This is a genomic window from Halogranum amylolyticum, assembly GCF_900110465.1.
Classification (GTDB): Archaea; Halobacteriota; Halobacteria; order Halobacteriales; family Haloferacaceae; genus Halogranum; species Halogranum amylolyticum.
In genome coordinates this window covers 1-22,853 of the sequence record NZ_FODV01000021.1, presented here as the reverse complement: position 1 = coordinate 22,853, position 22,853 = coordinate 1, and the positions used below count along the sequence as shown (strand labels likewise).

Genomic DNA, 22,853 nt, shown 5'->3' with positions numbered 1-22,853 from the left:
TTCAAAATCTACAGAGAGCTATATTGTCGAACATGCGTTCACAAATGCGACCTCCCGGAAGTCCACTTCAGTATAGCGTCTGGATGGTTCTCAGTCAGAACGCTTATTCAAGCGTTCGCTCAAGTATTTCCTGATGGCGACGAACGACCGGCTTCAGCGGTACCTCGCCGATGAACTCGGTGAGTGCCGAGACGAGGACCTTACTCAACGAATCGACGAGTTAGAAGAACTCGATGCAAAAGCAGGTATCAGTACAATCGAGTCCGACGTCGGAGTCCTCTCGGCGATTGCAAACGAAACACGGTACAAGATCATTCGGCTCCTCTATGCGGCCGACGAGGAACTGTGCGTCTGCGAACTCTCTCCCCTTCTCGACGTCAGTGACAGTGCAATCAGTCACGCACTCTCGCAGTTACTAGAAGCTGGCCTCGTTACGAGACGAAAAGATGGAAAGTGGCGCAAGTACCGTGCGACAACCCGAGCGACCGCACTCGTCGTGGCGCTCGAAGGGACGAGATAGCCAACTACGCTACGTTAACAGCAGTCACTGCCAGCGTCGCACGCGTCGCCGTAGTCGATACCGGTCGCGTCACTGATCGCCTCGTTACATTCTTCGAGTAGCGACTCGAACCCTTCTCGTGTCGACTCCGATTTTGCCTGCCGGAGCTCGTCACCGAGAGACTCGGCGGCAGCCAGCACGTCTTCGTCGGTAGTACTCAACAGCACCCACCTCCGAGTGACTGTGCGAACTCCTGTCCGATTCGTTCGCTGATCACGTCGTTGGTCTGATTGAGGAGGTCGACGAGTTCCTCCTGGGCTGCTTGGTGGCGTTTGATAGTTTCGTTGTTCGAGAGTTCGGTCTGGAGTTCCCGTAGATCACTCATGACCGATGGGTCGAACTCCGCCTGTAACTGCTGTTGTTTCTGCTGATAGGCGTCGAGTAGTGCCATCGCCTCGGAATCCGCCTCGAGTTCCGCTTGGGTGTCGATGACCTGCTGGTAGGTTTCTGACTCACGGAGCGTCTCGAGGAACACGTCGAGTTGCTCCTCGACAGTCGGCTCCTCGGATTGAGCTCCACTCATGACACCGTCACCTCCTCGTGTTCCTTCTGACCGATCTCCGACAGTCCCGTAACCTCCTCACCGAACGCACGGAGTGCGTCCAGCCCGACCGGCTCGTCCTGACGCAGCGGTGCGAGCATCATCGGCGCGTCGAACCGGTCGCTGATCTCACTGAGGTACTGCTCTTGTTGGGCACGACGGTTCTCAAAGAACGCGTTGTCACCGTACTCCTCGGGGAGTAGGTAGTTTGCCACGACCAGTGAGGTCTCGATACCGACCTGCTCACGCAGGTCTTCGGCGGCTCGGTACGCTTCCATCATCGGTGTGTACTCGGGGTACATGACGAACGCGAACGAACTCTTCTCCGGGTTCTGCATCGTCTCGATGACAGTGTCGTACTTGCCTTCCTTCTCCGGGGCTGCACCCTTCGTCAACGATCCGAGATCCATGAAGCCCTTCCAGTCCGATGGGAGTTCGAGGAGCCGTAGTGTGTGGCCAGTTGGGGCGGTGTCGAAGACGACGATATCGTAGCCGTCTTCCTCGAAGTAGCTGACGAACTTTTCGAGTGCCGCCATCTCCTCGGCGCAGGGTGACTCCAGTTCCTCCTTGACGTTCTCGATTGCGGCGTCGACGTCGATTTTGGAGTCGTCCTTGTCCTCGTACATCTCAGTGACGTGGTCGAGGACCTGTGTCCGGTACTCTTCGAGCGCTTCCTCTTGATCGATTCGGGCCGCATCGAGGTTCGCTTGTCCGACAGAGGTCGGGTCGTGGCCGACTGGTTCCTCGAAGATGTCCTCTAGGTGTGCCGCAGGGTCAGTGGTGACGACGAGGGTTTCGTAGCCGGCCTCAGCGAGTGCAGTCGCCGTCGTCGAAGCGATGGTGCTCTTTCCGACGCCACCTTTCCCGGTGAAGAAGAGATAACGCGTCCCGTCGACCGGTCGCAACTGCTCGGCGACGGCGTCCGGGTCTGTGAGCGAGTCGAAGTCGACTGTCCGGTCTTCGTTCGTCGTGTCACCCGCGCGTTCGATGTCGACGGATGTCTCGTCGCCATCGTAGAGGACCCCACCGACGTCCGACAGTAGGTCGAGGCCAGTTATCTCGCCAGGCTGGAGGGGATAGGTCGCAATTGCCTGCTCGTCGAACGTCTCTTCGACGCGGTCGAGAACCGCCTGTTCGTCGGCTCGTTTGCTCTCGAAGAACGGATCGTCACACACCGATTCCGGGAGGTAACCGTTGACGACGAGGAGTTGCGATTCGATGCCGAGCCCTGCAAGGTCGTCGGCGCTGCGTTCGATTTCGTCGATCGAAGAGTCTTCTGGCTTCCCGACGAAGGCGAACGAGGTTCGGTCGTCGTCTTGGAGCGTGTCGATGGCACGCTCGTAATCGTCCTTCTTGTCTTCCATGGAGGCAGCCGGGCCGATACAGGTCGACCCGCCCTTCTCGAGTTCGGCGTTCCAATCGGACGGGAGCTCCATCAACCGGATGGTGTGACCGGTCGGGGCGGTGTCGAAGACGACGACGTCGTACTCAGGACTGTCCATGAAGTCGACGAAGTTGTCGAAGGCAGCGATTTCCTCGACACACGGACTGTTGAGTTGCTCCTCGATCGTCTCGATCTGCTCGTCGTCGAGGAGTTGTCGCATCGGTTCGATCGTCTCTTGGCGGTACTCCTCGGCAGCAGCGTCCGGGTCGATCTCGATGGCCGAGAGGTTCTCGACGTCGTCGATGTCAGTGACCTCGTGGCCGATGTCCTGCCCGAAGATGTCGGAGAGGTTCGGCGCAGGGTCGGTGGTAACTAACAGCGTCTCATACCCGTTGTTAGCGAGCCAACTTGCCGTCGCACAGCTCACGGTACTCTTGCCGACGCCGCCTTTCCCGCTGAAGAAGACGAACTCGGTCTCGTCGTCCGTCGGTTCGACGACTGCTCGGGCGTCGGTCGATGTTCCAGTCACTGTTCGGTCTCCTGCGGTGAGCTGTGACTTTCGAGAGCCGCCTCGAGTTCGTCGTAGGAGAGATACTCGGACTTCGCGACGATTTCGTCGTCGACGACCGTAATCGGCAAGATCGACGGACCGTGTTCCTCGACCAGTTCGGAGATACGCTGTGTTTCGAGGAACTGATCGATGTCGTGCTGCATGTTTGCCCGTGAAATTTCGACGCCCTCGAATTCGTTTTCGAGTTGGTCGAGAGCGGCGCTGACTTCCACGAGTTCGTCGTCGGGATCGGGTCCACAGACGCCGGTGGAACAGCACATTGCTTCTTCGTAGAGGATGAGTTCAGTCATTCGTGTTGGTTAATATCTCGTTCAATTGTTTTAGCACCGAACGAAGGGTCTTCGACTGCTAATTGGCTGTCTTCTTCCATGCACATCTGAGCGATTTATCAAACAATCTCATAAGAACTTCGCTTCAGTATCTACCAGCCAATGAAAGGGAATAGAAACGGACTGCCAGTTGTAATTCCACACGCCTCCAGTAGTTCGATGTGGGATGCCGCTCATCCGCACTGCCGACTTGTTTTAGAGATTATTGAAATATTCTCGTTATCGTCGAACGTCTACCGTCAGATATCTCTACCACCGTTGATTTACAAACTACTAAATTATCTACTGAGAATCTACCAAGAGATCAGAGCGATAGTTTAGCGAGCTATCTCATTGACGGCTGGCATCCCCACCTTTGACGGAAGAACATCCTTGTGTCCCGTGCGTGAACAACGATTCCGAAAGTAGAACGTGGAGAGTACAGGAGACACAACGGCATATAGGAAGAGTCCAAACAGGTAGCTGTTCGATGGTAGGATGTGAGCGAGTACGTGAATGATAACAGAAGATAGAACGATTCTCTGGGAGCTTCTTGACTATCGATACGACCTAACGGAGAGAGGGGGTCGTCGACGACACACCCTCGAGACCTCCCGGATCAGGCGTGGTCGTACGGGGGAATCTCGGCTTCGACCACCTCACCCAGCAGTTTGAGTTCACGGCCGAGGAGGACGACGAAATCGTCGAACGTGACGATTCCAGCGAGGTCCCCGTCCGAGTCGACGGCCGGAACTCGCCGGACTTTCGCGTCTGCCATCACGCGGAGGACGTCGAAGATGCCGCTGTCGACGGCGATTGTCTCGACACGGTCGCTCATCACGTCGGCAGCGGTCTGTGACGAGGCATCTGTACCACGTGCGACGACTTCGATCGCGAGGTCGCGATCCGTGACGATTCCTCGAGGCCGTTCGTCGTCGACGATCACGACGCTCCCCACGGTCTCCTCGTCCATCAGTTGAGCTACCTCCGTAAGAGGAGTCTCCGGGGACGCGCTCACTACTGTCTCGCGAACGATCGATTTGATTTCGGGCATGGAACTCACCGCGACTGGACTGACGGTCGCTCACCAGTCGCAGTCGTCTGTTCGCTAGAATGCGTGATAATATCTTGCACGACTCTCGTCCGAGAGACGTCTCTTCGCTTCGGCACATCTTCTCGCCTCCACGCACAACCTTCGCCGGGGAGGCGACAAGAGTTGGACCCCCTTCGTACCCACTGCACCGTTTCGCTCTGACTTCTGCCACGGAGACGGTGCAGTAGCATCCTGTCGGGGTCGGTGTCCCGTTCCTGGACGAAAAGATCCGAGAGTCGCTAGAGGAGACAGTCTGGCTGGAACGCCTGGCTCTCTCCTCGTAACCGTAGCGCTGCTCCAGTGCGAACACCCAGTGGCAACAGACATATCAACGCAGAGTTGTGACTCGACGTATGAACACACGACAGAGCCGTACCCGAGAGAGGAGTCGCGGATGAGCGGTCGGAACGTCGGTATCGTCGTCGTCTCGCTCGCCGTCGCGGGTGTCGTCGTCGGTGCGCTGGCGGTCGATCTCGGGCCGGCAGCGCCGCTCGTGGACTCGGTGTTCGACGAGACGGGGACGGACGTCGACGCGAGCGGCGGTGACGACGACGGTTCCTCGACGGCCGACAGCGAGGAGGCGGAGAGCGGTGGCTCCACCGGCGGTTCCGACGACGGAAGTGCCGCCGAGGCGGAGTTCCGATTCGACGTCCGAAACATCGACAGTTGCGGACAGACCTGTCGTGACGTGACCGTGGCGCTGACGAACACCATGAACGACACGGCGACGAACGTGGAGGTGAGCACGGAGATCTACACCGGCGGTGACGAGATCTGGTCGGCCAGCCAGTCGTTCCCCGCGGTCGAGTCGACGGAGACGAAGACGCGCACCAAACGCGTGGACCTCGGCTATCTCGACGCGGCGAAGGTCAAACAGAACGGCGGCGAGATCCGTATCGAGACGACCGTGACGTGGGACGGCGGCGAGCAGTCGTTCACCGAACGGCGAAAAGTCGCATAGGGCGCGGCGGTTCAATTCCGAAATCCTTTTGCACCAGTCAGCCATCGACTGGAGTGTAAGCCGCCTTAGCTCAGACTGGGAGAGCACTCGACTGAAGATCGAGCTGTCCCCGGTTCAAATCCGGGAGGCGGCATTTCCCTGCGAACGAGTGACCTCCTCCCCGCCGTAAACGGCGGGGCTTCCCACGAGCAAAGGCCCGCTGAGTTGGGAGATTCACGGTTTAACACCCGACAAGTGCTGGCAGGGCCATGCTACCGTTACTCCTATCCTCTCCACGAGGACTCAGAGTTATCTGATTATTTTGTGTCGGTTAGGTCGTCCGAAGGCTTACGTTTTGATGAGGTAAACACCGAGTCAACTGCCAGTTTTCGGACAGTCAATCACGATGGAGGAACCATCGCAACGACAGTCACAGAAACGTCGTGTGAGCACTTGTACGTTCGGTTCACAGTGTTCACAACCAAAGACGGCGCTGTTTCCCCGCCCTGAAGAACGGGGTTTTAGCGCCTGACAATTAGATAACAGAGTGAAGCGACTGAGCCGTCGTCGCGGAGATAGCGTTCGTCGCTCGACTACAGACAGCGCTCGTGGACGATCTGGTTGTTAGCGTTCGGTCGTCGGGACTCGCCCACGACGATCGGTTCGCTGCAGGCTGGACAGCGCATCCCGCCGTCCTCGCCGGTCGTCTCGACGTCGCGCACGGATTCGTCCGCCGCGTCGCTCTCCTCGGTCACGTCGGGAGACCGGACCGCAGCGGTGTAGCCGAGTCCGACCGCCCCGGCGCCGGCCAGCACGCCGAGGAGACGGTTCTTCTTCCGAAACGAGCGAAGCGAGACGACCGCCAGCGTGCCGGCGAGCAGTGTGCGAGTGAGTCGATCACGATCGTCGAGGATGGTCTCTAAGTCCATGTGTAATGATGGTGACCCACGTACATGTAGTTCTCTCGTTTCGACGACAGGCGAGCAGGACGTCGGTCACCGAGAGCGCTCCGTCGCGCTGGTCGTCGCGTACGGTCGTCAGAGAGGGCGCGTCTGTCGTGCTACAGGAGCGACCGGAGCAATCGAAGCGGGAACGTGATGATCGCGATGACGAGACTGATCGCTTCCTGTGCGAACGAACGGAGTGTACCGAGCATTACAGTCGAACGTACTCCCAAGACGAGGAAACCAGATGTGGTTGTATCTCCAAGCAGTTTATATGTGCTGTTCGGAGGGCCGGCGTAGAGACGTCGAGAGCGCCGTTCGAGAGAAGACGAGTCGAGACGATCAGTCGCTCGTCGCAGCGAGCGACGCGACGTCGACGACGGTGGGTGTCGAGAGAACGTCGCCGCCGAGTGTGAACGACGGAACCGTCGGCCGGTCGACGTCGCCGCTCGCGACAGTGAGCTCGGAGACCGGTCCGAGTACTCTCGTGAGTCCGGTTCGAATCGCCTCGACCGCTTCCTCGGGGACGACGAGGCGAACGTCGAGGAGACGAGCGGTCTCCCACGCCACGAGTTCCGTGGCGACCTCGCCGTCGTCGCGGTGAACCTCGACACGGAACCCCCACGGCGTTATCACGAACGGGCGGCGACCGTCGCTGTCGCGGACGCTCCATCCCTCCGATTCGGCACGACGCACACGGTCCACGACGGCGTCGAACTCCGAGGTGACGACGCCGAGGTGGTCGAACCGGAACCGCCGTCCGGGAGCGAGCGTGAGGTCGACCGCCCCTCGTCGAAGCGTCTCGAGTCGGAGTCTCCACTCCGTCGGTCGCCGCTCGTCGGGGCCGAGCGACGTGAACTCTCCGTCGTCCCAGCCGAACCGACGGTGTAAGGGGAGTCCGACGTCGGCGAGTGCGGCTTCGAGTCCGTCGACGTCGGGAGTGTTGTAGTGGAGGTGAAAGAGTCGGGTCGCCGGTGAGTGCGACACCGTCTGCCGTTTTGGGTCCATGGCGAGCAGTCGGCTCACCGAGTCAAAAGCGTTCGCGACCGGGCGGACGGCCGAGACCGACTCGACTACGTCGTCTCGTGACTTTTCTGCCCCGTTATCTCGTCGACGACGAACCGCCAGCCGAGGATATCCTGCATCGGTTGCGTCTCGGAGAATAGACTCGGGAACCAGGCGTTCTCCTCGAGGGCGTCCCGGAGGGCCGGCCACTCGTCGTCGTCGACCGGTTCGACCCGACCCGTGACGACGACGCTCCGCCAGTCGTGTTTGTCGTCGACGTCGTAGACGAGGAAGCTCGCGGTCTCGGTCTCGCGGATGAACGCCTCCTTCTTGCTCTGTGCGCCCGGTCGGAGCAGGACGAAGTAGAGGTTTTCATCGTCGTACCCGAAGGAGATGGGGATGCCGTACGCCTCGTTCTCGCGGGCCAGCGAGAGCACGCCGAACCCTTGCTGACGGAGGAAGCGCTCGGCCTCCTCGCCGCTCATCTCGATCCCCTGAAGTTCGGCAAATCGGTCGTGTTCCATGGACAGTCGTACGTGTTCAGAGACCATAATTATCCTCCCAGTTGCAGACGGCGTGCGGTCGACTCTGATCGACGGACCGACCGACCGACTGGGCGGCCTCACCCCGTTCGGTCGGACGCGCCGTTTTTATCTTCTCGTCCCCAACCGCTCGACGGCACTCCGTATGCACGCGACGACGCTCCACCGGCCGACGCACCGCGAGACGCTCTGGGAACTCGAAGAGGCGTTCGAGCGCGGCGACCTCGTCACCGTCTTCGGCCGCTGTACCGTCGACTACGACGGACGGGCGACGAGCAGCCTCGGTTCCGGCAACCGGCTCGTCATCCTCAAACCCGACGGGTCGACGCTGGTCCACACCGACGAGAAGCGCACCCCGGTCAACTGGCAGCCGCCGGGCAGTGAACACCACGCCAGCGTCCGAGACGGTCGCCTCCGGGTTCGCGGGACGCGTCGGAACCCCGCGGAGACGCTCGACGTCCACTTCGAGCAGGTCCACCAGTTCTCGGCGCTCTCGGTCACCGGCGGACGTGACCTCGACCTCCACGGCAGCGAGGAAGACCTGCGCCAGCACGTCCTCGACGACCCCTCGCTCGTCGAGAGCGGGTTCATCCCCCTCGAGACGGAACGCGAGAGCGCGGCCGGCCCGATGGACATCTACGGCGAGGACGGCGACGGGACGCCCGTCGTCGTCGAGCTGAAGCGTCGTCGCGTCGGTCCCTCGGCGGCGAGTCAACTCCAGCGCTACGTCGAGGCACTCCACCGGGAACTCGGCGACGAGTCCGAGGTGCGTGGGATTCTGGTCGCCCCGTCCGTCACCGACCGGACGAGCGCGCTGCTCGACGAAGAGGGGCTGGAGTTCGTCGCGCTCGACCCCGACACGGGACGGCCGCCCGACGGCGACACCGCGACCGGCGACTCGGAGGAGACGCAGAACACGGAAGAGACGGAGAAGACGGCCGATACGGGCGACTCGGAGGGAACGTCGTAGGAGTCGGAACGTCGCTCCGTCGGTACTCGTCTCACGTGACCGGATCAACCGAACGAGCCGGTCCGATAGCGACGAGAACGCCGATCAGACGCCAGATCCGGCGAGTCGGACGAAGTTCGCGAACGTCCGCTCGACGGAGACCGCAGAGAAGTCCCGGGAGCCCTGCCAGTCGAAGTCCGCGGCGATACGGGGGAGGAGTCGGTCGGTGAACTCCGGGTGATACTGGACGGTCCAGAGCGGTGCGTTCTCGTGGCGACTCGCGGGGAAGGGGTAGTAGTCGGCCGAGGCGATAGGTTCCATCCCGTCGCCGAGGTCGGTGACGTGGTCGCCGTGGACCATCGGGACCGTCGACGCGACGCCCTCGAAGAGCGGGTCGTCCGCGAAGTCGACGTCGACGAGTTCCGCGGTGAGTCCACGGTGTTCGACCGTGCCACCGAGCGCGTCGTTGACGAGTTGATGCCCGAAACAGACGCCGAGCGTCGGCAGCTCGTGGGCGACGAGGTCGGAGACGAGATACCGGAGGTCGTCCATCCACGGGTAGTCGGAAGACTCGTATACACCGGCGGTGCTCCCGCTGAGGACGACGCCGTCGACGAGATCGACGAGGTCGGCAACCGCCGGGACGTCACCGTGAGCGACGTCGTGAACGCGGTACTCGGGGAGGTGGCGAGTGATCTCGGGGACGAAGTAGCGCTTGTCTCGATCGACCTCGTTCTCCAACACGAGGAGCATCGACCCGAGTTGGCGACGGAGCCTGATAAACTCCCGTGGCGGGTCGACGAGCAGCGGTCTCTCGTCCCCACCGCCGAGATCGTGGGACCCAAAGGGCGGCCGTCCGGAGTCAAACCCGAGTGTGAGGCCGTCACAGGGCGCGACAGCGAGGGACTGTATCGAAGGCTTTATTCCCGGAGTCGGCGTTTTCCCGAACAAGTAACCATGTCAGACAAGCCGGCCTCTATGTACCGGGATATCGATACTCGCCCGTACACGCGACGGGAGTACATCACGGGGATTCCCGGGTCGAAGATCGCACAGCACAACATGGGTAACCTTCAGACCGGTCCAGAGGACTACCCGGTCCAGATCAGTCTCCGCATCGAGGAGCAGTGTCAGATCCGTCACGGTTCGCTCGAAGCAGCGCGTCTGTCCGCGAACCGACTGCTCCTGAAGCACGTCGGACAGGAGAACTACAAGATGGTGCTCCGCAAGTTCCCCCACCACGTCCTGCGTGAGAACAAGCAGGCGACCGGTGCGGGTGCGGACCGTGTCTCCGACGGGATGCGTCAGGCGTTCGGGAAACCGGTCGGCACCGCCGCTCGCGTCCCGCGCAACGACGCCATCTTCACGGCCTACTGCAACCCCGAGGACGCGGAGGTCGTCAAGGACGCGTTCCGCCGCGCCTACAACAAGATGACGCCGCCGTGCCGCATCGTCGTCGAGAAGGGCGAAGAGCTGCTCGTCTCGTAGACCGGAAACCCGTCCCGTTTTTCTCCCTCCACTCCTCCCGTAGCGTATGCTACGCCTCGCGGCCACCACCCGCGCGGAGACGTTCGAGCGGATGCGTGACCCCCTCGCCGACAGAGGGATCCAGATCGTCCACGTCCAGGCAAAAGAGCGGACGCTCCCGCTGACCGACGCCGACCCGCTCTCCGGTGTCGGCGACGTCGACGTCGGGTTCGTCTACCCGTCGCGACCGATGGAGGGGGGTGCCGTCGACGCCCTCCTCGACGTCCCCTGGGTGAACGACCGGGAGGCGATCCTCACCTCGCGAAACAAGGCGGGCGTCGTCGCGGCGCTGTCGCAGGCGGGGGTTCCGGTGCCGAAGACGACGTTGGTGTCGAACCCGGTCGACGAGGCGGCGGTCGTCTCGGCGCTCGAGGCGTTCGACCGGCCGGTGGTCGTCAAGCCGAACTCCACTACTCGCGGCGTCGGCATCGCGAAGGTGTCGGACGTCGACTCGGTGCTCGGAGTCGTCGACTATCTGAACCTGCTGCACGACTACAAGGCGACGGGTGACCGCTCGTATCTCCTCCAGGAGTACCTACCGGACGCTCGCGACTACCGGGCGATGGTCGTCGACGGTACGTTCGTCGGGGCCGTCGAACGTCGCCTCCCCGACGACGCGCTCGCTGAGGGGCGGTGGAAGCACAACGTCCACCGCGGCGCGGAGGCCGTCGGCGTCGACCTCCCCGACGAACACCGACGGCTGGCCGAGCGAGCGGCCGAGGTGCTCGACGTCCCGTATCTCGGCGTCGACCTTCTGGAGACCGAGGACCGACTCGTCGTCACCGAGACGAACGCCCGCCCGACGATCGATACGCCGACGAAGTACGAACCGGGGTTCTACGACCGTCTCGCGGTGCTGATCCGGAAGCAGGTCGAGAGCTGAGAACGTCTACAGCGCCGAGTCGGCGCGTCCGCTCCCCGTGTGAGCGGAGAGAGGAGGATCGCGTGGGCGTTACTCGACGTCGATGGCCGCCGAGTCCTCGACGCGGTCGAGCGTCACCTGCAGGACGCCGTTGTTGAACGACGCCTTCGCGGAGTGTTCGTCGACGCGCGCCGGGAGCCGGATGCGCTCGTCGTACTCGCGGCGGTCGGAGGCGGCGCTGATGGTCAGCACTTCGCCGTCGCACTTCAGTTCGATTGCGTCCTTCTCGACACCGGGAAGGTCCGCGACGAGTCGAATGACGTCACCCTCGTCGAACACGTCGACGTGAGTCTCGGTGGCGAACCCGCTCTGATCGCGCGCGCCACCGGTCATTCCGTTCATCATCCGTTCGATCTCGTTGAAGATGTTGTCGAACGGGTCGTCGCGGTCGTCTCTATCCATGTGCCACGGTATGTCACTCTCGCTCAAAAGCTTTCTGAAGCATGGTGCCTGTTCACGAGTGACTGATGTGTACCGACGAGGATTTCCCGCTCGGCGTCACCGCCGAAAGGTCTTCCCGACTCCTCGCCGTATCGACGCTGTGAACCCGTGAGGACTGTCCTTATCGATTGAGTGTTCCGAAAGCGATAAACGGGCGGATTTTAATAGTTTGAACGCAACTAACTCACATATGAGTGAAAAATCGTATCTAAACGCGGGCGACGAGGTAGCCGAGGAAGAGGTCGTCCGGGTCGGCCTGAACGGGTTCGGACGCATCGGACGCAACGTCTTCCGTGCAGTCATGGACGACCCGCGCGTCGAACTGGCGGGCGTCAACGACGTGATGGACTTCGAGGACATGGCGTACCTCGCGAAGTACGACACGGTGATGGGTCACCTCGACGGCGTCGAACTCGAAGAGGACCACCTCACCATCGGCGGAACGTCGGTGCCGCTGTACAACGAGCAGAGTCCCGCCGAACTGCCGTGGGACGACCTCGACGTCGACGTCGCCCTGGAGTGTACGGGCATCTTCCGGACGAAGGACGACGCCAGCGAGCATCTGAAGGGCGGCGCGGACAAGGTGGTCATCTCGGCGCCGCCGAAGGGTGACAAGCCGGTCAAACAGCTCGTCTACGGCGTCAACCACGAGGAGTACGACGGCGAGGACGTCGTCTCGAACGCCTCGTGTACGACCAACAGCGTCACACCGGTCGCGAAAGTGCTCGAGGAGAACTTCGGCATCAACACCGGCCTGCTCACGACGGTCCACGCCTACACGGGCAGTCAGAACCTCATCGACGGGCCGAAGGGCAAGAAGCGCCGCGGCCGCGCCGCCGCCGAGAACATCGTCCCGACGACGACCGGCGCCGCGCAGGCCGCCACGGAGATCCTGCCGGAACTCGACGGCAAACTCGACGGGATGGCGATTCGCGTGCCGGTCCCGAACGGTTCGATCACGGAACTCGTCGTCGACCTCGAGGGCAACCCGAGCGCCGAAGCGATCAACGAGGCGTTCCGCGAGGCCGCCGACAACGAACTCGCCGGTGTGCTGGGTTACACCGACGACGAAGTCGTCTCCTCGGACATCGTCGGGTGGCCGTTCTCCTCGACGGTCGATCTCCAGTCGACGAACGTCGTCAACGACGGCGAGATGGCCAAGATCCTCACGTGGTACGACAACGAGTACGGCTTCTCGAACCGCATGCTCGACATGGCCGCGTTCGTCTCCGCCGAGTAACTCTCTCGGGTCACTCGACTCGACTCGCGCCCGCGTCGGTACATCTCCCGCTTTTCTCGACCGACGAGCGACAGGTCCTCTCGTCCGCGTCGGCGGGCAACGCTTCCCCGCTTCGTACACCACTAAGTGACTCGCCCGCGTCTCGCCGCGTGATGACGTTCAAGACGCTCGACGACCTCGAACCCGGACAGCGCGTCCTCGTACGCCTCGACCTCAACTCCCCCGTCGAGGACGGCGAAGTGCAGGACAACCGTCGGTTCGACCGTCACGCGACGACGGTGAAGGAACTCGCAGAGAACGACCACAGCGTCGTGTTGATGGCTCACCAGGGCCGTCCGGGCGGCGACGACTTCGTCTCGCTGGAACAGCACGCCGACATCCTCGCGGGGCACGTCGAGAGAGACGTGAAGTTCGTCGCCGACACCTACGGAGAGGACGCTCTCGACGCCATCCGCTCGCTCGAAGGCGGCGACGTCCTACTCCTCGAAAACACCCGGATGGTCGACGAGGAGCTGCCCGAGGAAGACCCCGAGGTCAAAGCCGACACCGAGTTCGTGAAGACGCTCGCCGAGGAGTTCGACGCCTACGTCAACGACGCGTACTCCGCCGCACACCGCAAGCACGCCTCGCTCGTCGGCTTCCCGCTCGTGCTCCCCTCGTACGCGGGCCGCGTCATGGAGTCCGAGTACGAGGCCAACTCCTCGATCGCGACGCGAGAGTTCGACGGCGACGTGACGATGGTCGTCGGCGGGACGAAGGCCACCGACGTCATCGGCGTGATGAACGCGCTGGACGAGAAGGTCGACCAGTTCCTGCTCGGCGGGATTGCGGGCGAACTGTTCCTCCGCGCCGCGGGCCACGAGGTCGGCTACGACGTCGACGACATGGACCTCTTCGACGACCAGTGGGAGGCCAACGAGGAGACCATTCGGAACCTGATCGACGAGAAGGGCGACCAGATCACCCTCGCCACCGACCTCGCGTTCGAAGACGAGAACGACGAGCGCGCCGAAGTGCCGGTCGCCAACATCACCGAGAAGGACACCGCCTACCTCGACGTCGGCAGCGACACGGTGGCGACGTACACGCCGTACATCCACGACTCCGAGGCCGTCTTCGTGAAGGGCGCACTCGGCCTGTTCGAGGACGAGCGGTTCGCCGTCGGTACCACGGGTGTCTTGGAGGCCATCGCCGAGACCGACTGTTTCTCCGTCGTCGGCGGCGGCGACACCTCCCGCGCCATCGAGATGTACGGGATGAGCGAGGACGACTTCTCGCACGTCTCCATCGCGGGCGGTGCCTACATTCGCGCGCTGACCGGCGAGTCGCTGCCCGCCGTGGAACTACTACAGGAGTAGCCGACAGTGACCGAGTGTTCTTGGGGATGCCGGCCGTCATCCCACCCATGCTCGTCGGCATCTGCTCGGACACCCACGACAACCTCGACCTCGTAAACACCGCCGTCGACTACTTCACCGAACAGGACGTCGACGCCGTCGTCCACTGCGGCGACGTCGTCGCGCCGTTCTCGGCGACGCCGTTCGACGCTCCCTTCGAGTTCTACGCCGTCCGCGGCAACAACGACGGCGAGTGGAACCTCCAGAACGCGATCGCGGAGTTCGGCACCTACCTCGGCGAGATGGGGGCCATAGAGTTCGACGGCGTCGACGTCGCCGTCTACCACGGGACGAGCGAGGACGTCGTCGACGCCCTGCTCGGCTGTGGCGACTACGACTACGTCCTCCGGGGACACACCCACGAACGGGTCCACGAGGAGCGAGAGGGGACCGTCCACGTCAACCCGGGTGGGCTTCCTATCCCGGGTGCGGACGACGAGTACTCCGTCACGACGCTCGACACCGAGACGGGCGAGGTCGAGTTCCAGAGAGTGGGATAGACGAACGGAGCGAGGAGGAGAGGAGAAGCGAACGAAGCGAGCGGGTTCAGTCGTCGGCGTTGAGGTCCCGCGGCGTGATGCGCTTGCGGACGCCGCCGAAGACGCTCTCGAGGCCGACGCCGAGGTTCTCGTCGGTCGCGCGCATGCTCTCGCGCTGGTCGGCGGCGTCGGTGATCGCGCGGATGGCGTCGACGTTCTCCGGGATGACGTCGGACTCCTGGTGAATCGACTGGAAGAGATACAGGTCGTCGCCCTCGACGGAGATCGACTCACCCCAGATGCAGTTCTCCCAGAGGTCGCCGCGCGGGCGGCCGGTGTCCATCGCGAACTCTTTCAACTGCCCCGTGCCGTCGATGCCGGCGACGTCGGGGACGAGGAACAGCCGCGACTCCTCGTGGAGGAGGTCGCGAACGTCCTCGACGGTCGGCGTCTCCGAGAGCGTGACGTTGACGCTGTGGAGATGCATCAGCGTCGCGGGCACCTTCACGCCGACGGTGTCGATGTTCAGGTCGGGGAAGATGGTGTTGACGTCGGGACCGTGGTGGGAGGGGACGGTGACCGGGTCGGGGAGGATGTCGTTGATCGGGCCGCGACTGGCGTCGGCGGGGTCGCCGCCACGGCGGATGAGGGTGATGCGCGCCTTCTCGACGCCGAAGGCCTCGTCGAGCGGAGCCATGAGTCGAGAGAGGCCCGTAGTGTTACACGAGACGACGCGGGCGAACCGGACGTCGTCGTCGCGAGCGCTGTCGTAGTTCGCTCGGGCGTTGAAGCTCGCGTCGACGACGTCGGCGTCCTCGCCACCCTGGAACAGTGCGCGGGTGTCGTAGCGTTCGTACAGTTCGCGGTTCTGTTCGCCGATACCGGAGGGCGTACAGTCGACGACGACGTCCGACTGCATCACGAGGTCATCGATCTCTCCGGCGAGGTCGATACCGGCTTGGCGGAAGGCGTCGGACTTCTCGGGGATGGCCGCGTAGAGCGGGTATCCCTTGCGAACGGCGGCTTCGGCTTCGTAGTTCGGGCGGGTCTTCGCGACGCCGACGAGCTTCATGTCGGGCTGGGCCCGGACGGCGTCTGCGACTCGTTTCCCGATCGTCCCGTATCCGTTTACGCCGACCTTGATCATTTCGTCCGAAACTGGATCACCGAGATAGATAGTTATTCCGGACCTAAGTGCGTAGAAATTAACTCTCCAGCGAGTAACGAGCGTGATTTTTTACGAATCCGGGTAAGAGCGCGTCGTACGTCACGTTAACGTACGACATACGGTCGAGGAGCGAGGCGCAACAGCCTAATCCCGCCGCACACATCCGACGGGTATGAGCGACCACTCCGCGGCGGCGCTCCGCGAGGCCGCCGAGACCGCGATCTGGCAGTGTATGGACCTCGGGAGCGACGAGAGCTGTGCCGTCGTCACCGACGACGAGCGCCAGCCCATCGGCGAGGCGCTGTACGAAGTAGCCAGCGAGGTCACCGACGACGCAGTAATCGTCCGCTACCCGCCGGGGAGTCAACACGGCGAAGAACCGCCTGCACCCGTGGCCGCCGCGATGAAGGACGCCGACGTGTTTCTCGCGCCGACGACGAAGAGTCTGAGCCACACTCGCGCTCGCGGAGACGCAACCGAGGCGGGCGCTCGCGGCGCGACGCTCCCCGGCATCACCGAGGAGGTGATGGTCGTCGGTCTCGACGCCGACTACGGCGCGATCGAGCAGCACTGCGACGACGTGCTCGCACAGGTCGAAGACGCCGACGAGGTTCGCGTCACGACGCCGAAGGGAACGGACGTCACCTTCACGCCCGGCGACCGCGAGTGGTTCGCCGACACCGGGATGGTTCACGAGTCGGGGCAGTTCTCGAACCTCCCCGCCGGCGAGGTGTTCGTCAGTCCCGAGGACGTCAACGGCACCTACGTCGTCGACGGGACGATGATGCCCTACGGACTACTCGACGAGGGCCAGGAGCTCCGCTTCGAGGTCGAAGACGGCTACGTCACCGAGATCAGCGACGACGAGGTGCGCGAGCAGGTCGAGACAGCAGCGGAGGATGTCGGGCAGGACGCCTACAACCTCGCGGAGCTCGGTATCGGGACGAACGTCGGCGTCGACGAACTGGTCGGGTCGGTGCTCCTCGACGAGAAGGCGGCGGGGACGGTCCACATCGCCATCGGCGACGACGCCGGCATCGGCGGCGACACGGACGCGCCGCTGCACCTCGACGGCATCATCACGGAACCGACGGTGTACGCGGATGGCGAGGAAGTGGAGCTTCCTCGTCCATAGTCGAACGGTGAAACCGTGAGACTGGGAAGTCGTAGACCTCCCAACTGTCGAGCGGTCGTAGACCGCGAGACGGGGAGAAAGTGGAGCTTCCTCGTCCTTAGTCGAACGGCAGAGCCCCGAGACGAGGAGGTCGTAGACCGGGAGACTGCGAGGCGGTGAGTCTCCCCGACCCGTCGCTCGGTAAGCAGTCCGACTGCGTCGGTCGCCGTCGATATCGGAGTCGTGTCGCCTCTCGTATCGCAGCGTCGCCTCGACAGAGGAGGCCAGGTGCGACAAGCGTTATACTGTGACACACCTTAGCTTCGAACCGAGGTGAGAGGAGATGGGGCTCATCAGTGCACTCAGACAGCGGATGGGTCAGTGGGAGTCGCCCGACCCGTATCACTACGAGTGTACCGTCTGTGAACGCTCGTTCGAGAACGAACGCTCGACCTGTACGGACTGTGGTGGCGACGTCGAACGTGTCGCCGGGATGTTCGACTCGACGGCGGTCGACCCCCACCCGTGACACACCCCACAGTCTCGAATCGATGCACACCGGTCGTGAATCTTTCTGCGGTCGCCAGCGGAGTTACAGCCGTCTCGGGGACTGTCCGTGCCACCCCGACCCGCACCGACGCGCAAAGACGCGGGTTTTTACGGCGCGACCGGGTATGCACGTTCATGAGCCATCCAGGACCCGACGCCGGCGAACGCGTCGCCCTCTCGTGTCCGTCGTGTTCGCCCTACGAGGCGACCGTCCACGAGGTGCTGAAACCCGGCGGTCAGGTGACCGTCCGGTGTACCGAGTGTAGCCACGTCCACAAGGAGAAACTTCAGATCGAGAAGGAGATCGAGACGGACGTCATCGTCTCTCAGGAGGGTGACTCCATCCGGACGACCGTCGACGTCCCGGAAGACGAGACGCTCGCCGTCGGCGAGGAGTTCATCGTCGACACACCCGAGGCGATCATGCAGGTGCGCATCACCTCGATCGAGGTCGGCGAGGAGCAGCGCGCCGACGAGGCGTCGGCGGAGGACGTCGACACCGTCTGGACCCGCGTCGTCGACAACGTCACCGTCAACGTCACTGTCAACCCGAAAGACGGCAGCCGCGACGACACCCGGAGCCTGAAGGTGCAGGTGCCCGGCGACTTCGAGTTCCGCGTCGGCGAGACCGAGGAGTTCGGCGACGAGAAGTTCTACGTCAAGTCGGTCCAGGTCCGCGATGACGCGAGCAACTACCGGTTCGAACAGTTCGACCGCGAGGGCGACATGGTGTACGCCAAGGACGTCAAGCGCGTCTACGGTCGAGACGAGACCACCTCCGCCTGGTCGGCCTGGTAACGAGAGAGAACATGGACACCACCGCCGCACGCCGGCGGCTGGTCGACGGGCTCGTGAGTCGCGGCGCGGTCGATCGCGACGCCACGGCCGACGCGTTGCGGGCTGTTCCTCGTCACGAGTTCCTCCCCGAAGAGCGCCGCGACCGAGCGTACGTCGACCGGCCGCTGCCTATCGCCGCCGGCCAGACCGTCAGCGCACCGCACATGGTCGCGATGATGACCGACCTGCTCGAACTGTCCCCCGGCGACCGCGTCCTCGAGATCGGGACGGGGTGTGGCTATCACGCCGCCGTCACCGCCGAGGTCGTCGGCGCGACGACCGGTGAGGACGCCGAAGCGCACGAACCGACGGGTCGTGTCTTCTCCGTCGAGTACCACGAGGAGTTGGCCGAACGAGCACGGCGACGACTCGACCGTCTCGGCTACGCGGTGTCCGTCCGCGTCGGCGACGGTCACGACGGGTGGCCGGAGCACGCCCCGTACGACGCGGCGTATCTGACCTGTGCGCCCGCCGAGATACCCCGCGCGGTCGTCGAACAGGTCAGACCCGAGGGCGTCGTCGTCGGTCCCATCGGGGGAGCGGGTCGCCAACGGCTCGTCCGTCTCCGACGGCGACCCGACGGAACTGTCGAACGGGAGGACCACGGCGGCGTCCGGTTCGTCCCGATGCAGTCCGACTGACTGCCGATTTCTGCGTGGTTTTTGACGACGGCCGTCCACGTCGGAGCTATGCCCACTCAGGACCGCGAGAGACTCCCGACCGAACAGTTGCTGCTCCTCTGGGCCGCCCGCCGGAGCGGCGCTCTCGACGCCCTGCTGGAGAGCGCCGGGACGCCCGCCGATGTCGCTGAGACGGCCGACGTCACCTTACACGCCGCCCGCGTGACCGTCGGAGCACTCGAAGCGATGGGGTTTCTCGAGCGAGTCGGGACGGAGTACGAGATCACCAACCGTGCGCTCGGCTTCCTCGCGAAGCGGGACGTCCGCTCGATCGGACGACTCCCGCACGCACTCGATCTGCTCGACCTCTCGACGGAGCTACCGGAGACGATGGCGACCGGTTCGTCTCCCGAGAGACCGCCGAACTGGACTCGGAACCGACTCGGTGCGCACGCTGCCACCGACGAGGCCGACGTCCGTGCCTGCGTGACCGCTGCCGTCCGCGAGTACCCCGGAACCCCGCCAGCGCGCGTCCTCGACGTCGCCGGAGGGTCGGGCGTCTACGCCCGAGAGTTCGTCGCTCGCGGGTTCGACGTCACGCTCGTCGACGACCGAGAGACCGTCGATGTCGTCTCGCCGCTGCTCGCACCGACGTCAGTCGACCTCGTCGCGACCGACCTCCCGTCGCTCGCTGCCCTCGGTAGCGACGGTGCTTCCTCACCGGTCGAACAGGTCGACCTCGTCTTCGGCGTCGACGTCCTTCGACGGTTCGCCGCTCGGGAGAACGAGTCGCTCGTCGCCGAGACGGCCGACGTCCTGGCACCGGGTGGGACGCTCGTCCTCGCCGACGTGTTCGACGGACAGCGCGCGGACGCCGCGGAGACGGTCCGCATCGCCGTCGAGGCACTGGCGACGGGCGACGGTGGCCTCTACGACGAGAGAACCGTTCGAGCCTGGTTCGAGGACGCCGGTCTGGTCGACGTCGCCGTCCGTTCTGTTCCCGGGACGGACCGCAGAGCCGTCGTCGGACACGTACCGACCGGCAGCGAGTGAGCAGTCCCCGGTTCTCTCATCGCGGAGTCGGTCGACGCTGCCGGCAAGCGTACAGTTGATTAGTGCGCATCCCCGAGGCGAACGCATGGACCCCGCCGTGCTTCGCGACGACATGGTCGACGGCCTGGAGGAGGCGCTCTCCTCCGAGTTGGTCGACGAGGACGTCGCCCTGGCGATGCGCACCGTCCCGCGCCACGAGTTCGTCGCCGACCGCGCCTACGAGAACCGCGCCAGCGAACGCGGCGGAACGCGCGTGCTCGCACCCGGCACCGTCGCCCGGATGCTCTCCGGGCTCGACGCCGAACCCGGTCACGACGTGCTCATCGTCGGTGCGGGCGTCGGCTACACCGCTGCCGTCGTCGCCGACCTCGTCGGTGACCGACACGTCCACGCCGTCGACATCAATCGGGGTGCCGTCGTCGACGCGCGACAGAACCTCCGCGAGGCGGGCTGTGAGGCGGTTCTCGTCGACTGTCGTGACGGCGCAGACGGGTTGCCCGAGTACGCCCCCTTCGACCGCATCCTCGTCGAAGCCGCGGCCGTCCGGCCACCACGTGCGCTGCTCGATCAGCTCGCGCCGGACGGACGACTCGTCATGCCGATGGGCGGCCCCGAACAGACGCTCGTCGCGGGCGAACTCGCCGACGGCGACGGGAGCGGGTTCGACGTCGTCGGCGAGTACGGCCCCACGACGTTCAACCCGCTTCTCGTCGACGGGGAACAGGCGGGCGGTCTCTCGCGGAACCGGATGGAGCGCGAGGACCGCGAGTTCGCTCAGCAGGGCTACTTCGCCCCCTCCGGCTGGGAGTACGAGTGGGTCGACTGGGACGAACGACTCGACGGTCGATAATCGGCGTCGCCGACGTCGCTCCGTTCACTACTCGCTCACGACCAGAATCTCCGTGTTCCCTCGCTCGTCTACGAACTCGCTTCCTGCGGGGGGTTTGACGTCGACGACGAGCGTGCCGTCCTCCCTGTTCGGGCGCAACGAGGGGTCGACTCGGACCGACGCTCGCCCGTCGCTCCCCGTCGTCGCGGTCTTCACGCCGTCGATGTCGGCGGTACCACCCTTGACGACGACCGTCGCGTCCGACACCGGGTCGCCGTCGGCCCCAACGACGGTTAACTCGACGGACCGCTCGCCGGGCGTGACGACCTCCGGTGACGGCCGCGCGTCGAGTTCGGTGACCGACAACCCCTGCAACCCGCCGAGCATGTTCATCATCACCGAGAGGCTCGCGACGCCGACGACGAGGGCGATGACGAGTCGGATGGGGAGTCCCTCGATGGCGCGTTCGTCCGCCTGGAAGCTCTGGGATCGACTGATCTCGTGGAACCTGTCGAGCATAGACCGCGGTGGCCTTGTTCTCGATGATAAACCCTCGGCCGAGCGTGCACGAGCACACGAGCGTTGATGTAGGGGGACGCGACCAGCCACGACCATGCACGTCCTCGGCCGTTCCGAGACGGGAGCCGCGAGCGGTGACGAGTCCGACGGACCGATCGGGCTGCTCGGCAGCTACCGCGCACGGGACGGGAGCGCCGGCGCGGCCGTCGGCGTCGACTTCGACCGCCCGCACGCCGCGCTCGTCGTCGGCAAGCGCGGGTCGGGGAAGTCCTACACGCTGGGCGTCCTCGCCGAGGCGGCAGCGCGCGCGACCGGCGTCGCCCCCGTCGTCGTCGACCCGATGGGCGTCTTCGCGGGGTTGACGCGCGGCGACGACTCCGTCCCGGCGAGCGTCGTCGACGACCCGGAGATCCGTGCCGACGCACTGCCGCCCGCAGCGTGGCCATCGCTTCTCGGACTCAAGGCGACCGACGCGACCGGCGCGCTCGTCTGGGAGGCCGCCGGTGAGACGGCATCGCTCGACGGGATGCGAAGCCACGTCGCCGACGCGGACGTCGAGCCGACGGTCCGACGCGCCGCACGGAACCACCTCCGACTCGCCGAGTCGTGGGGCGTCTTCGACGGCGAAGGGCTGACGTCTCGGGCGCTCGCAGGCGGCGAGGCGACCGTCCTCGACCTCGCGGGGACGCCGCCGGCGGCGGCGAACGCCGTCTGTGCCGCCGTCGCTCGCGGACTGTACGACGCGCGAGTGACGGGCCTGATCGACCGCCTCCCGTGGCTCCTCGTCGACGAGGCACACGCCTTCTTCGATGGTGTCGCCGCCGACGCGTTGCGGACGCTGTTCACCCGGGGGCGTGCACCCGGCGTCAGTCTCGTCTCCGCGACCCAGCGACCGAGCGCGCTCCCCGAGGTAGCGGTCTCACAAGCCGACCTGCTCGTCTCCCACCGACTGACTGCGGAGTCGGACGTGAGCGCGCTGGCGGCGGCCCAGCCGACCTATCTCGGCGAGTCGCTGGCGAGTCGTCTGCCGACCGAGACGGGCGACGCCCTCGTCGTCGACGACGCTACCGAGTCCGTACACACCGTCTCCGTCCGTGAACGTGAGACACCACACGGTGGGTCGAGCGCTCGGGCGAGCGATGTCTCTGTAGACGACCGGTCGGTTCGACAGTGAGGTCGGCGTCGAGGAGACGGACTGCTCGCTCGGTAGTTAGCTTCGGTAGAAGACGCCCGAGGCGGGATTTGAACCCGCGTCACAACCGTGACAGGGTTGTATGATGGGCCACTACACCACCCGGGCACACAAGCGTGGTACGAAAGTG

At 64.3% G+C, this 22,853-nt stretch carries 27 protein-coding genes and 2 tRNA genes; 16 read left to right on the top strand and 13 right to left on the bottom strand.

The window, feature by feature from the left end:
* Positions 1–133 precede the first annotated feature (133 nt).
* Positions 134–520, top strand: coding sequence for an ArsR/SmtB family transcription factor (locus BSG17_RS21365; RefSeq protein ID WP_089827420.1), 387 nt, complete (start codon positions 134–136; stop codon positions 518–520).
* 14 nt (positions 521–534) lie between these two features.
* Here the strand turns inward: BSG17_RS21365 and hcsS are convergent, their stop codons facing one another.
* The 5 genes from hcsS to BSG17_RS21340 all read right to left on the bottom strand — a co-directional run bounded on the left by hcsS (position 535) and on the right by BSG17_RS21340 (position 4,417).
* Positions 535–726, bottom strand: coding sequence for a halo-CC-star protein HcsS (gene hcsS, locus BSG17_RS21360; RefSeq protein ID WP_089827419.1), 192 nt, complete (start codon positions 724–726; stop codon positions 535–537).
* Entirely contained in the window at positions 717–1,082 is a 366-nt protein-coding gene (hcsL, locus tag BSG17_RS21355) for a halo-CC-star protein HcsL (protein ID WP_089827418.1), read from the bottom strand. Before hcsL ends, hcsS begins: the two co-directional genes overlap by 10 nt.
* On the bottom strand, positions 1,079–3,013 hold the full coding sequence (gene arsA / locus BSG17_RS21350) for an arsenical pump-driving ATPase (protein WP_089827417.1): 1,935 nt from the start codon (positions 3,011–3,013) through the stop codon (positions 1,079–1,081). The genes hcsL and arsA overlap by 4 nt, the downstream gene beginning before the upstream one ends.
* Complete coding sequence (gene arsD, locus BSG17_RS21345) at positions 3,010–3,345, bottom strand: arsenite efflux transporter metallochaperone ArsD (RefSeq protein WP_089827416.1); 336 nt, start codon at positions 3,343–3,345, stop codon at positions 3,010–3,012. Before arsD ends, arsA begins: the two co-directional genes overlap by 4 nt.
* Positions 3,346–3,982: 637 nt before the next feature.
* The gene (locus BSG17_RS21340) at positions 3,983–4,417 is read right to left on the bottom strand and encodes a CBS domain-containing protein (protein ID WP_089827415.1); all 435 of its coding nucleotides are present in this window, start codon (positions 4,415–4,417) and stop codon (positions 3,983–3,985) included.
* Between the two features lie 433 nt (positions 4,418–4,850).
* On the opposite strand from BSG17_RS21340, the gene BSG17_RS21335 reads away from it, so the two are divergent.
* Positions 4,851–5,417: a hypothetical protein gene (locus BSG17_RS21335; RefSeq protein WP_089827414.1), complete on the top strand. Its 567-nt coding sequence runs from the start codon at positions 4,851–4,853 to the stop codon at positions 5,415–5,417.
* A 59-nt stretch (positions 5,418–5,476) separates the two neighbouring features.
* A tRNA-Phe gene (locus BSG17_RS21330) sits at positions 5,477–5,550 on the top strand.
* 439 nt (positions 5,551–5,989) lie between these two features.
* On the opposite strand, the gene BSG17_RS21325 is transcribed toward BSG17_RS21330, so the two are convergent.
* The 3 genes from BSG17_RS21325 to BSG17_RS21315 form a co-directional block, all read right to left on the bottom strand.
* Positions 5,990–6,325 carry a hypothetical protein gene (locus tag BSG17_RS21325; RefSeq protein WP_089827413.1) on the bottom strand — a complete coding sequence of 112 codons (336 nt, stop codon included), beginning with the start codon at positions 6,323–6,325 and terminating at the stop codon, positions 5,990–5,992.
* A 357-nt stretch (positions 6,326–6,682) separates the two neighbouring features.
* On the bottom strand, positions 6,683–7,348 hold the full coding sequence (locus tag BSG17_RS21320; RefSeq protein WP_089827412.1) for a hypothetical protein: 666 nt from the start codon (positions 7,346–7,348) through the stop codon (positions 6,683–6,685).
* Between the two features lie 65 nt (positions 7,349–7,413).
* Entirely contained in the window at positions 7,414–7,869 is a 456-nt protein-coding gene (locus BSG17_RS21315) for a pyridoxamine 5'-phosphate oxidase family protein (protein WP_089827470.1), read from the bottom strand.
* 163 nt (positions 7,870–8,032) lie between these two features.
* Here BSG17_RS21315 and nucS point away from each other — a divergent pair, with 163 nt between their 5' ends.
* Positions 8,033–8,857, top strand: coding sequence for an endonuclease NucS (gene nucS, locus BSG17_RS21310; protein WP_089827469.1), 825 nt, complete (start codon positions 8,033–8,035; stop codon positions 8,855–8,857).
* Between the two features lie 84 nt (positions 8,858–8,941).
* Here the strand turns inward: nucS and BSG17_RS21305 are convergent, their stop codons facing one another.
* Positions 8,942–9,589 (bottom strand): type 1 glutamine amidotransferase, encoded by a 648-nt coding sequence (locus tag BSG17_RS21305; RefSeq protein ID WP_089827411.1) that lies wholly within the window; start codon positions 9,587–9,589, stop codon positions 8,942–8,944.
* A gap of 204 nt (positions 9,590–9,793) precedes the next feature.
* On the opposite strand from BSG17_RS21305, the gene BSG17_RS21300 reads away from it, so the two are divergent.
* Complete coding sequence (locus tag BSG17_RS21300) at positions 9,794–10,324, top strand: 50S ribosomal protein L16 (RefSeq protein WP_089827410.1); 531 nt, start codon at positions 9,794–9,796, stop codon at positions 10,322–10,324.
* 46 nt (positions 10,325–10,370) lie between these two features.
* Positions 10,371–11,246: an ATP-grasp domain-containing protein gene (locus BSG17_RS21295; RefSeq protein WP_089827409.1), complete on the top strand. Its 876-nt coding sequence runs from the start codon at positions 10,371–10,373 to the stop codon at positions 11,244–11,246.
* Between the two features lie 69 nt (positions 11,247–11,315).
* Here the strand turns inward: BSG17_RS21295 and BSG17_RS21290 are convergent, their stop codons facing one another.
* On the bottom strand, positions 11,316–11,687 hold the full coding sequence (locus BSG17_RS21290) for an Hsp20/alpha crystallin family protein (protein ID WP_089827408.1): 372 nt from the start codon (positions 11,685–11,687) through the stop codon (positions 11,316–11,318).
* A gap of 229 nt (positions 11,688–11,916) precedes the next feature.
* Here BSG17_RS21290 and gap point away from each other — a divergent pair, with 229 nt between their 5' ends.
* From gap to BSG17_RS21275, 3 genes are all read left to right on the top strand, one after another.
* Positions 11,917–12,966 carry a type I glyceraldehyde-3-phosphate dehydrogenase gene (gene gap, locus BSG17_RS21285; protein WP_089827407.1) on the top strand — a complete coding sequence of 350 codons (1,050 nt, stop codon included), beginning with the start codon at positions 11,917–11,919 and terminating at the stop codon, positions 12,964–12,966.
* A 152-nt stretch (positions 12,967–13,118) separates the two neighbouring features.
* On the top strand, positions 13,119–14,324 hold the full coding sequence (locus BSG17_RS21280; RefSeq protein ID WP_089827406.1) for a phosphoglycerate kinase: 1,206 nt from the start codon (positions 13,119–13,121) through the stop codon (positions 14,322–14,324).
* Between the two features lie 47 nt (positions 14,325–14,371).
* Positions 14,372–14,863, top strand: a complete 492-nt coding sequence (locus BSG17_RS21275; protein ID WP_089827468.1) for a metallophosphoesterase — start codon at positions 14,372–14,374, stop codon at positions 14,861–14,863.
* Positions 14,864–14,909: 46 nt separating this feature from the next.
* On the opposite strand, the gene BSG17_RS21270 is transcribed toward BSG17_RS21275, so the two are convergent.
* Entirely contained in the window at positions 14,910–15,989 is a 1,080-nt protein-coding gene (locus BSG17_RS21270) for a type II glyceraldehyde-3-phosphate dehydrogenase (protein ID WP_089827405.1), read from the bottom strand.
* Positions 15,990–16,182: 193 nt separating this feature from the next.
* Here BSG17_RS21270 and BSG17_RS21265 point away from each other — a divergent pair, with 193 nt between their 5' ends.
* The 6 genes from BSG17_RS21265 to BSG17_RS21240 all read left to right on the top strand — a co-directional run bounded on the left by BSG17_RS21265 (position 16,183) and on the right by BSG17_RS21240 (position 21,033).
* Positions 16,183–17,145, top strand: coding sequence for an aminopeptidase (locus BSG17_RS21265; RefSeq protein ID WP_089827404.1), 963 nt, complete (start codon positions 16,183–16,185; stop codon positions 17,143–17,145).
* A gap of 322 nt (positions 17,146–17,467) precedes the next feature.
* Complete coding sequence (locus BSG17_RS21260) at positions 17,468–17,653, top strand: hypothetical protein (RefSeq protein ID WP_089827403.1); 186 nt, start codon at positions 17,468–17,470, stop codon at positions 17,651–17,653.
* 155 nt (positions 17,654–17,808) lie between these two features.
* Positions 17,809–18,471: an HVO_0476 family zinc finger protein gene (locus BSG17_RS21255; protein WP_089827402.1), complete on the top strand. Its 663-nt coding sequence runs from the start codon at positions 17,809–17,811 to the stop codon at positions 18,469–18,471.
* 11 nt (positions 18,472–18,482) lie between these two features.
* Complete coding sequence (locus tag BSG17_RS21250) at positions 18,483–19,151, top strand: protein-L-isoaspartate(D-aspartate) O-methyltransferase (protein WP_089827401.1); 669 nt, start codon at positions 18,483–18,485, stop codon at positions 19,149–19,151.
* Positions 19,152–19,199: 48 nt separating this feature from the next.
* Positions 19,200–20,183, top strand: a complete 984-nt coding sequence (locus BSG17_RS21245) for a methyltransferase domain-containing protein (RefSeq protein WP_089827400.1) — start codon at positions 19,200–19,202, stop codon at positions 20,181–20,183.
* 85 nt (positions 20,184–20,268) lie between these two features.
* Entirely contained in the window at positions 20,269–21,033 is a 765-nt protein-coding gene (locus BSG17_RS21240) for a protein-L-isoaspartate O-methyltransferase family protein (RefSeq protein ID WP_089827399.1), read from the top strand.
* Positions 21,034–21,060: 27 nt separating this feature from the next.
* Here the strand turns inward: BSG17_RS21240 and BSG17_RS21235 are convergent, their stop codons facing one another.
* Positions 21,061–21,531, bottom strand: coding sequence for a DUF7382 domain-containing protein (locus BSG17_RS21235; protein WP_089827398.1), 471 nt, complete (start codon positions 21,529–21,531; stop codon positions 21,061–21,063).
* Between the two features lie 94 nt (positions 21,532–21,625).
* Here BSG17_RS21235 and BSG17_RS21230 point away from each other — a divergent pair, with 94 nt between their 5' ends.
* Positions 21,626–22,705, top strand: a complete 1,080-nt coding sequence (locus tag BSG17_RS21230) for an ATP-binding protein (protein WP_089827397.1) — start codon at positions 21,626–21,628, stop codon at positions 22,703–22,705.
* Between the two features lie 53 nt (positions 22,706–22,758).
* Here BSG17_RS21230 and BSG17_RS21225 read toward each other — a convergent pair.
* Positions 22,759–22,831: transfer RNA gene (locus tag BSG17_RS21225), tRNA-Asp, on the bottom strand.
* Between the last annotated feature and the right edge of the window lie 22 nt (positions 22,832–22,853).

Bases quoted from the DNA above. Each gene is read 5' to 3' on its own strand.
- BSG17_RS21365 (WP_089827420.1), top strand. From the start codon at position 134: ATGGCGACGAACGACCGGCTTCAGCGGTACCTCGCCGATGAACTCGGT.
- hcsL (WP_089827418.1), bottom strand. From the start codon at position 1,082: ATGAGTGGAGCTCAATCCGAGGAGCCGACTGTCGAGGAGCAACTCGAC.
- arsD (WP_089827416.1), bottom strand. From the start codon at position 3,345: ATGACTGAACTCATCCTCTACGAAGAAGCAATGTGCTGTTCCACCGGC.
- BSG17_RS21340 (WP_089827415.1), bottom strand. From the start codon at position 4,417: ATGCCCGAAATCAAATCGATCGTTCGCGAGACAGTAGTGAGCGCGTCC.
- BSG17_RS21335 (WP_089827414.1), top strand. From the start codon at position 4,851: ATGAGCGGTCGGAACGTCGGTATCGTCGTCGTCTCGCTCGCCGTCGCG.
- BSG17_RS21325 (WP_089827413.1), bottom strand. From the start codon at position 6,325: ATGGACTTAGAGACCATCCTCGACGATCGTGATCGACTCACTCGCACA.
- BSG17_RS21320 (WP_089827412.1), bottom strand. From the start codon at position 7,348: ATGGACCCAAAACGGCAGACGGTGTCGCACTCACCGGCGACCCGACTC.
- BSG17_RS21315 (WP_089827470.1), bottom strand. From the start codon at position 7,869: ATGGAACACGACCGATTTGCCGAACTTCAGGGGATCGAGATGAGCGGC.
- nucS (WP_089827469.1), top strand. From the start codon at position 8,033: ATGCACGCGACGACGCTCCACCGGCCGACGCACCGCGAGACGCTCTGG.
- BSG17_RS21305 (WP_089827411.1), bottom strand. From the start codon at position 9,589: ATGCTCCTCGTGTTGGAGAACGAGGTCGATCGAGACAAGCGCTACTTC.
- BSG17_RS21300 (WP_089827410.1), top strand. From the start codon at position 9,794: ATGTCAGACAAGCCGGCCTCTATGTACCGGGATATCGATACTCGCCCG.
- BSG17_RS21295 (WP_089827409.1), top strand. From the start codon at position 10,371: ATGCTACGCCTCGCGGCCACCACCCGCGCGGAGACGTTCGAGCGGATG.
- BSG17_RS21290 (WP_089827408.1), bottom strand. From the start codon at position 11,687: ATGGATAGAGACGACCGCGACGACCCGTTCGACAACATCTTCAACGAG.
- gap (WP_089827407.1), top strand. From the start codon at position 11,917: ATGAGTGAAAAATCGTATCTAAACGCGGGCGACGAGGTAGCCGAGGAA.
- BSG17_RS21280 (WP_089827406.1), top strand. From the start codon at position 13,119: ATGACGTTCAAGACGCTCGACGACCTCGAACCCGGACAGCGCGTCCTC.
- BSG17_RS21275 (WP_089827468.1), top strand. From the start codon at position 14,372: ATGCTCGTCGGCATCTGCTCGGACACCCACGACAACCTCGACCTCGTA.
- BSG17_RS21270 (WP_089827405.1), bottom strand. From the start codon at position 15,989: ATGATCAAGGTCGGCGTAAACGGATACGGGACGATCGGGAAACGAGTC.
- BSG17_RS21265 (WP_089827404.1), top strand. From the start codon at position 16,183: ATGAGCGACCACTCCGCGGCGGCGCTCCGCGAGGCCGCCGAGACCGCG.
- BSG17_RS21260 (WP_089827403.1), top strand. From the start codon at position 17,468: ATGGGGCTCATCAGTGCACTCAGACAGCGGATGGGTCAGTGGGAGTCG.
- BSG17_RS21255 (WP_089827402.1), top strand. From the start codon at position 17,809: ATGAGCCATCCAGGACCCGACGCCGGCGAACGCGTCGCCCTCTCGTGT.
- BSG17_RS21250 (WP_089827401.1), top strand. From the start codon at position 18,483: ATGGACACCACCGCCGCACGCCGGCGGCTGGTCGACGGGCTCGTGAGT.
- BSG17_RS21245 (WP_089827400.1), top strand. From the start codon at position 19,200: ATGCCCACTCAGGACCGCGAGAGACTCCCGACCGAACAGTTGCTGCTC.
- BSG17_RS21240 (WP_089827399.1), top strand. From the start codon at position 20,269: ATGGACCCCGCCGTGCTTCGCGACGACATGGTCGACGGCCTGGAGGAG.
- BSG17_RS21235 (WP_089827398.1), bottom strand. From the start codon at position 21,531: ATGCTCGACAGGTTCCACGAGATCAGTCGATCCCAGAGCTTCCAGGCG.
- BSG17_RS21230 (WP_089827397.1), top strand. From the start codon at position 21,626: ATGCACGTCCTCGGCCGTTCCGAGACGGGAGCCGCGAGCGGTGACGAG.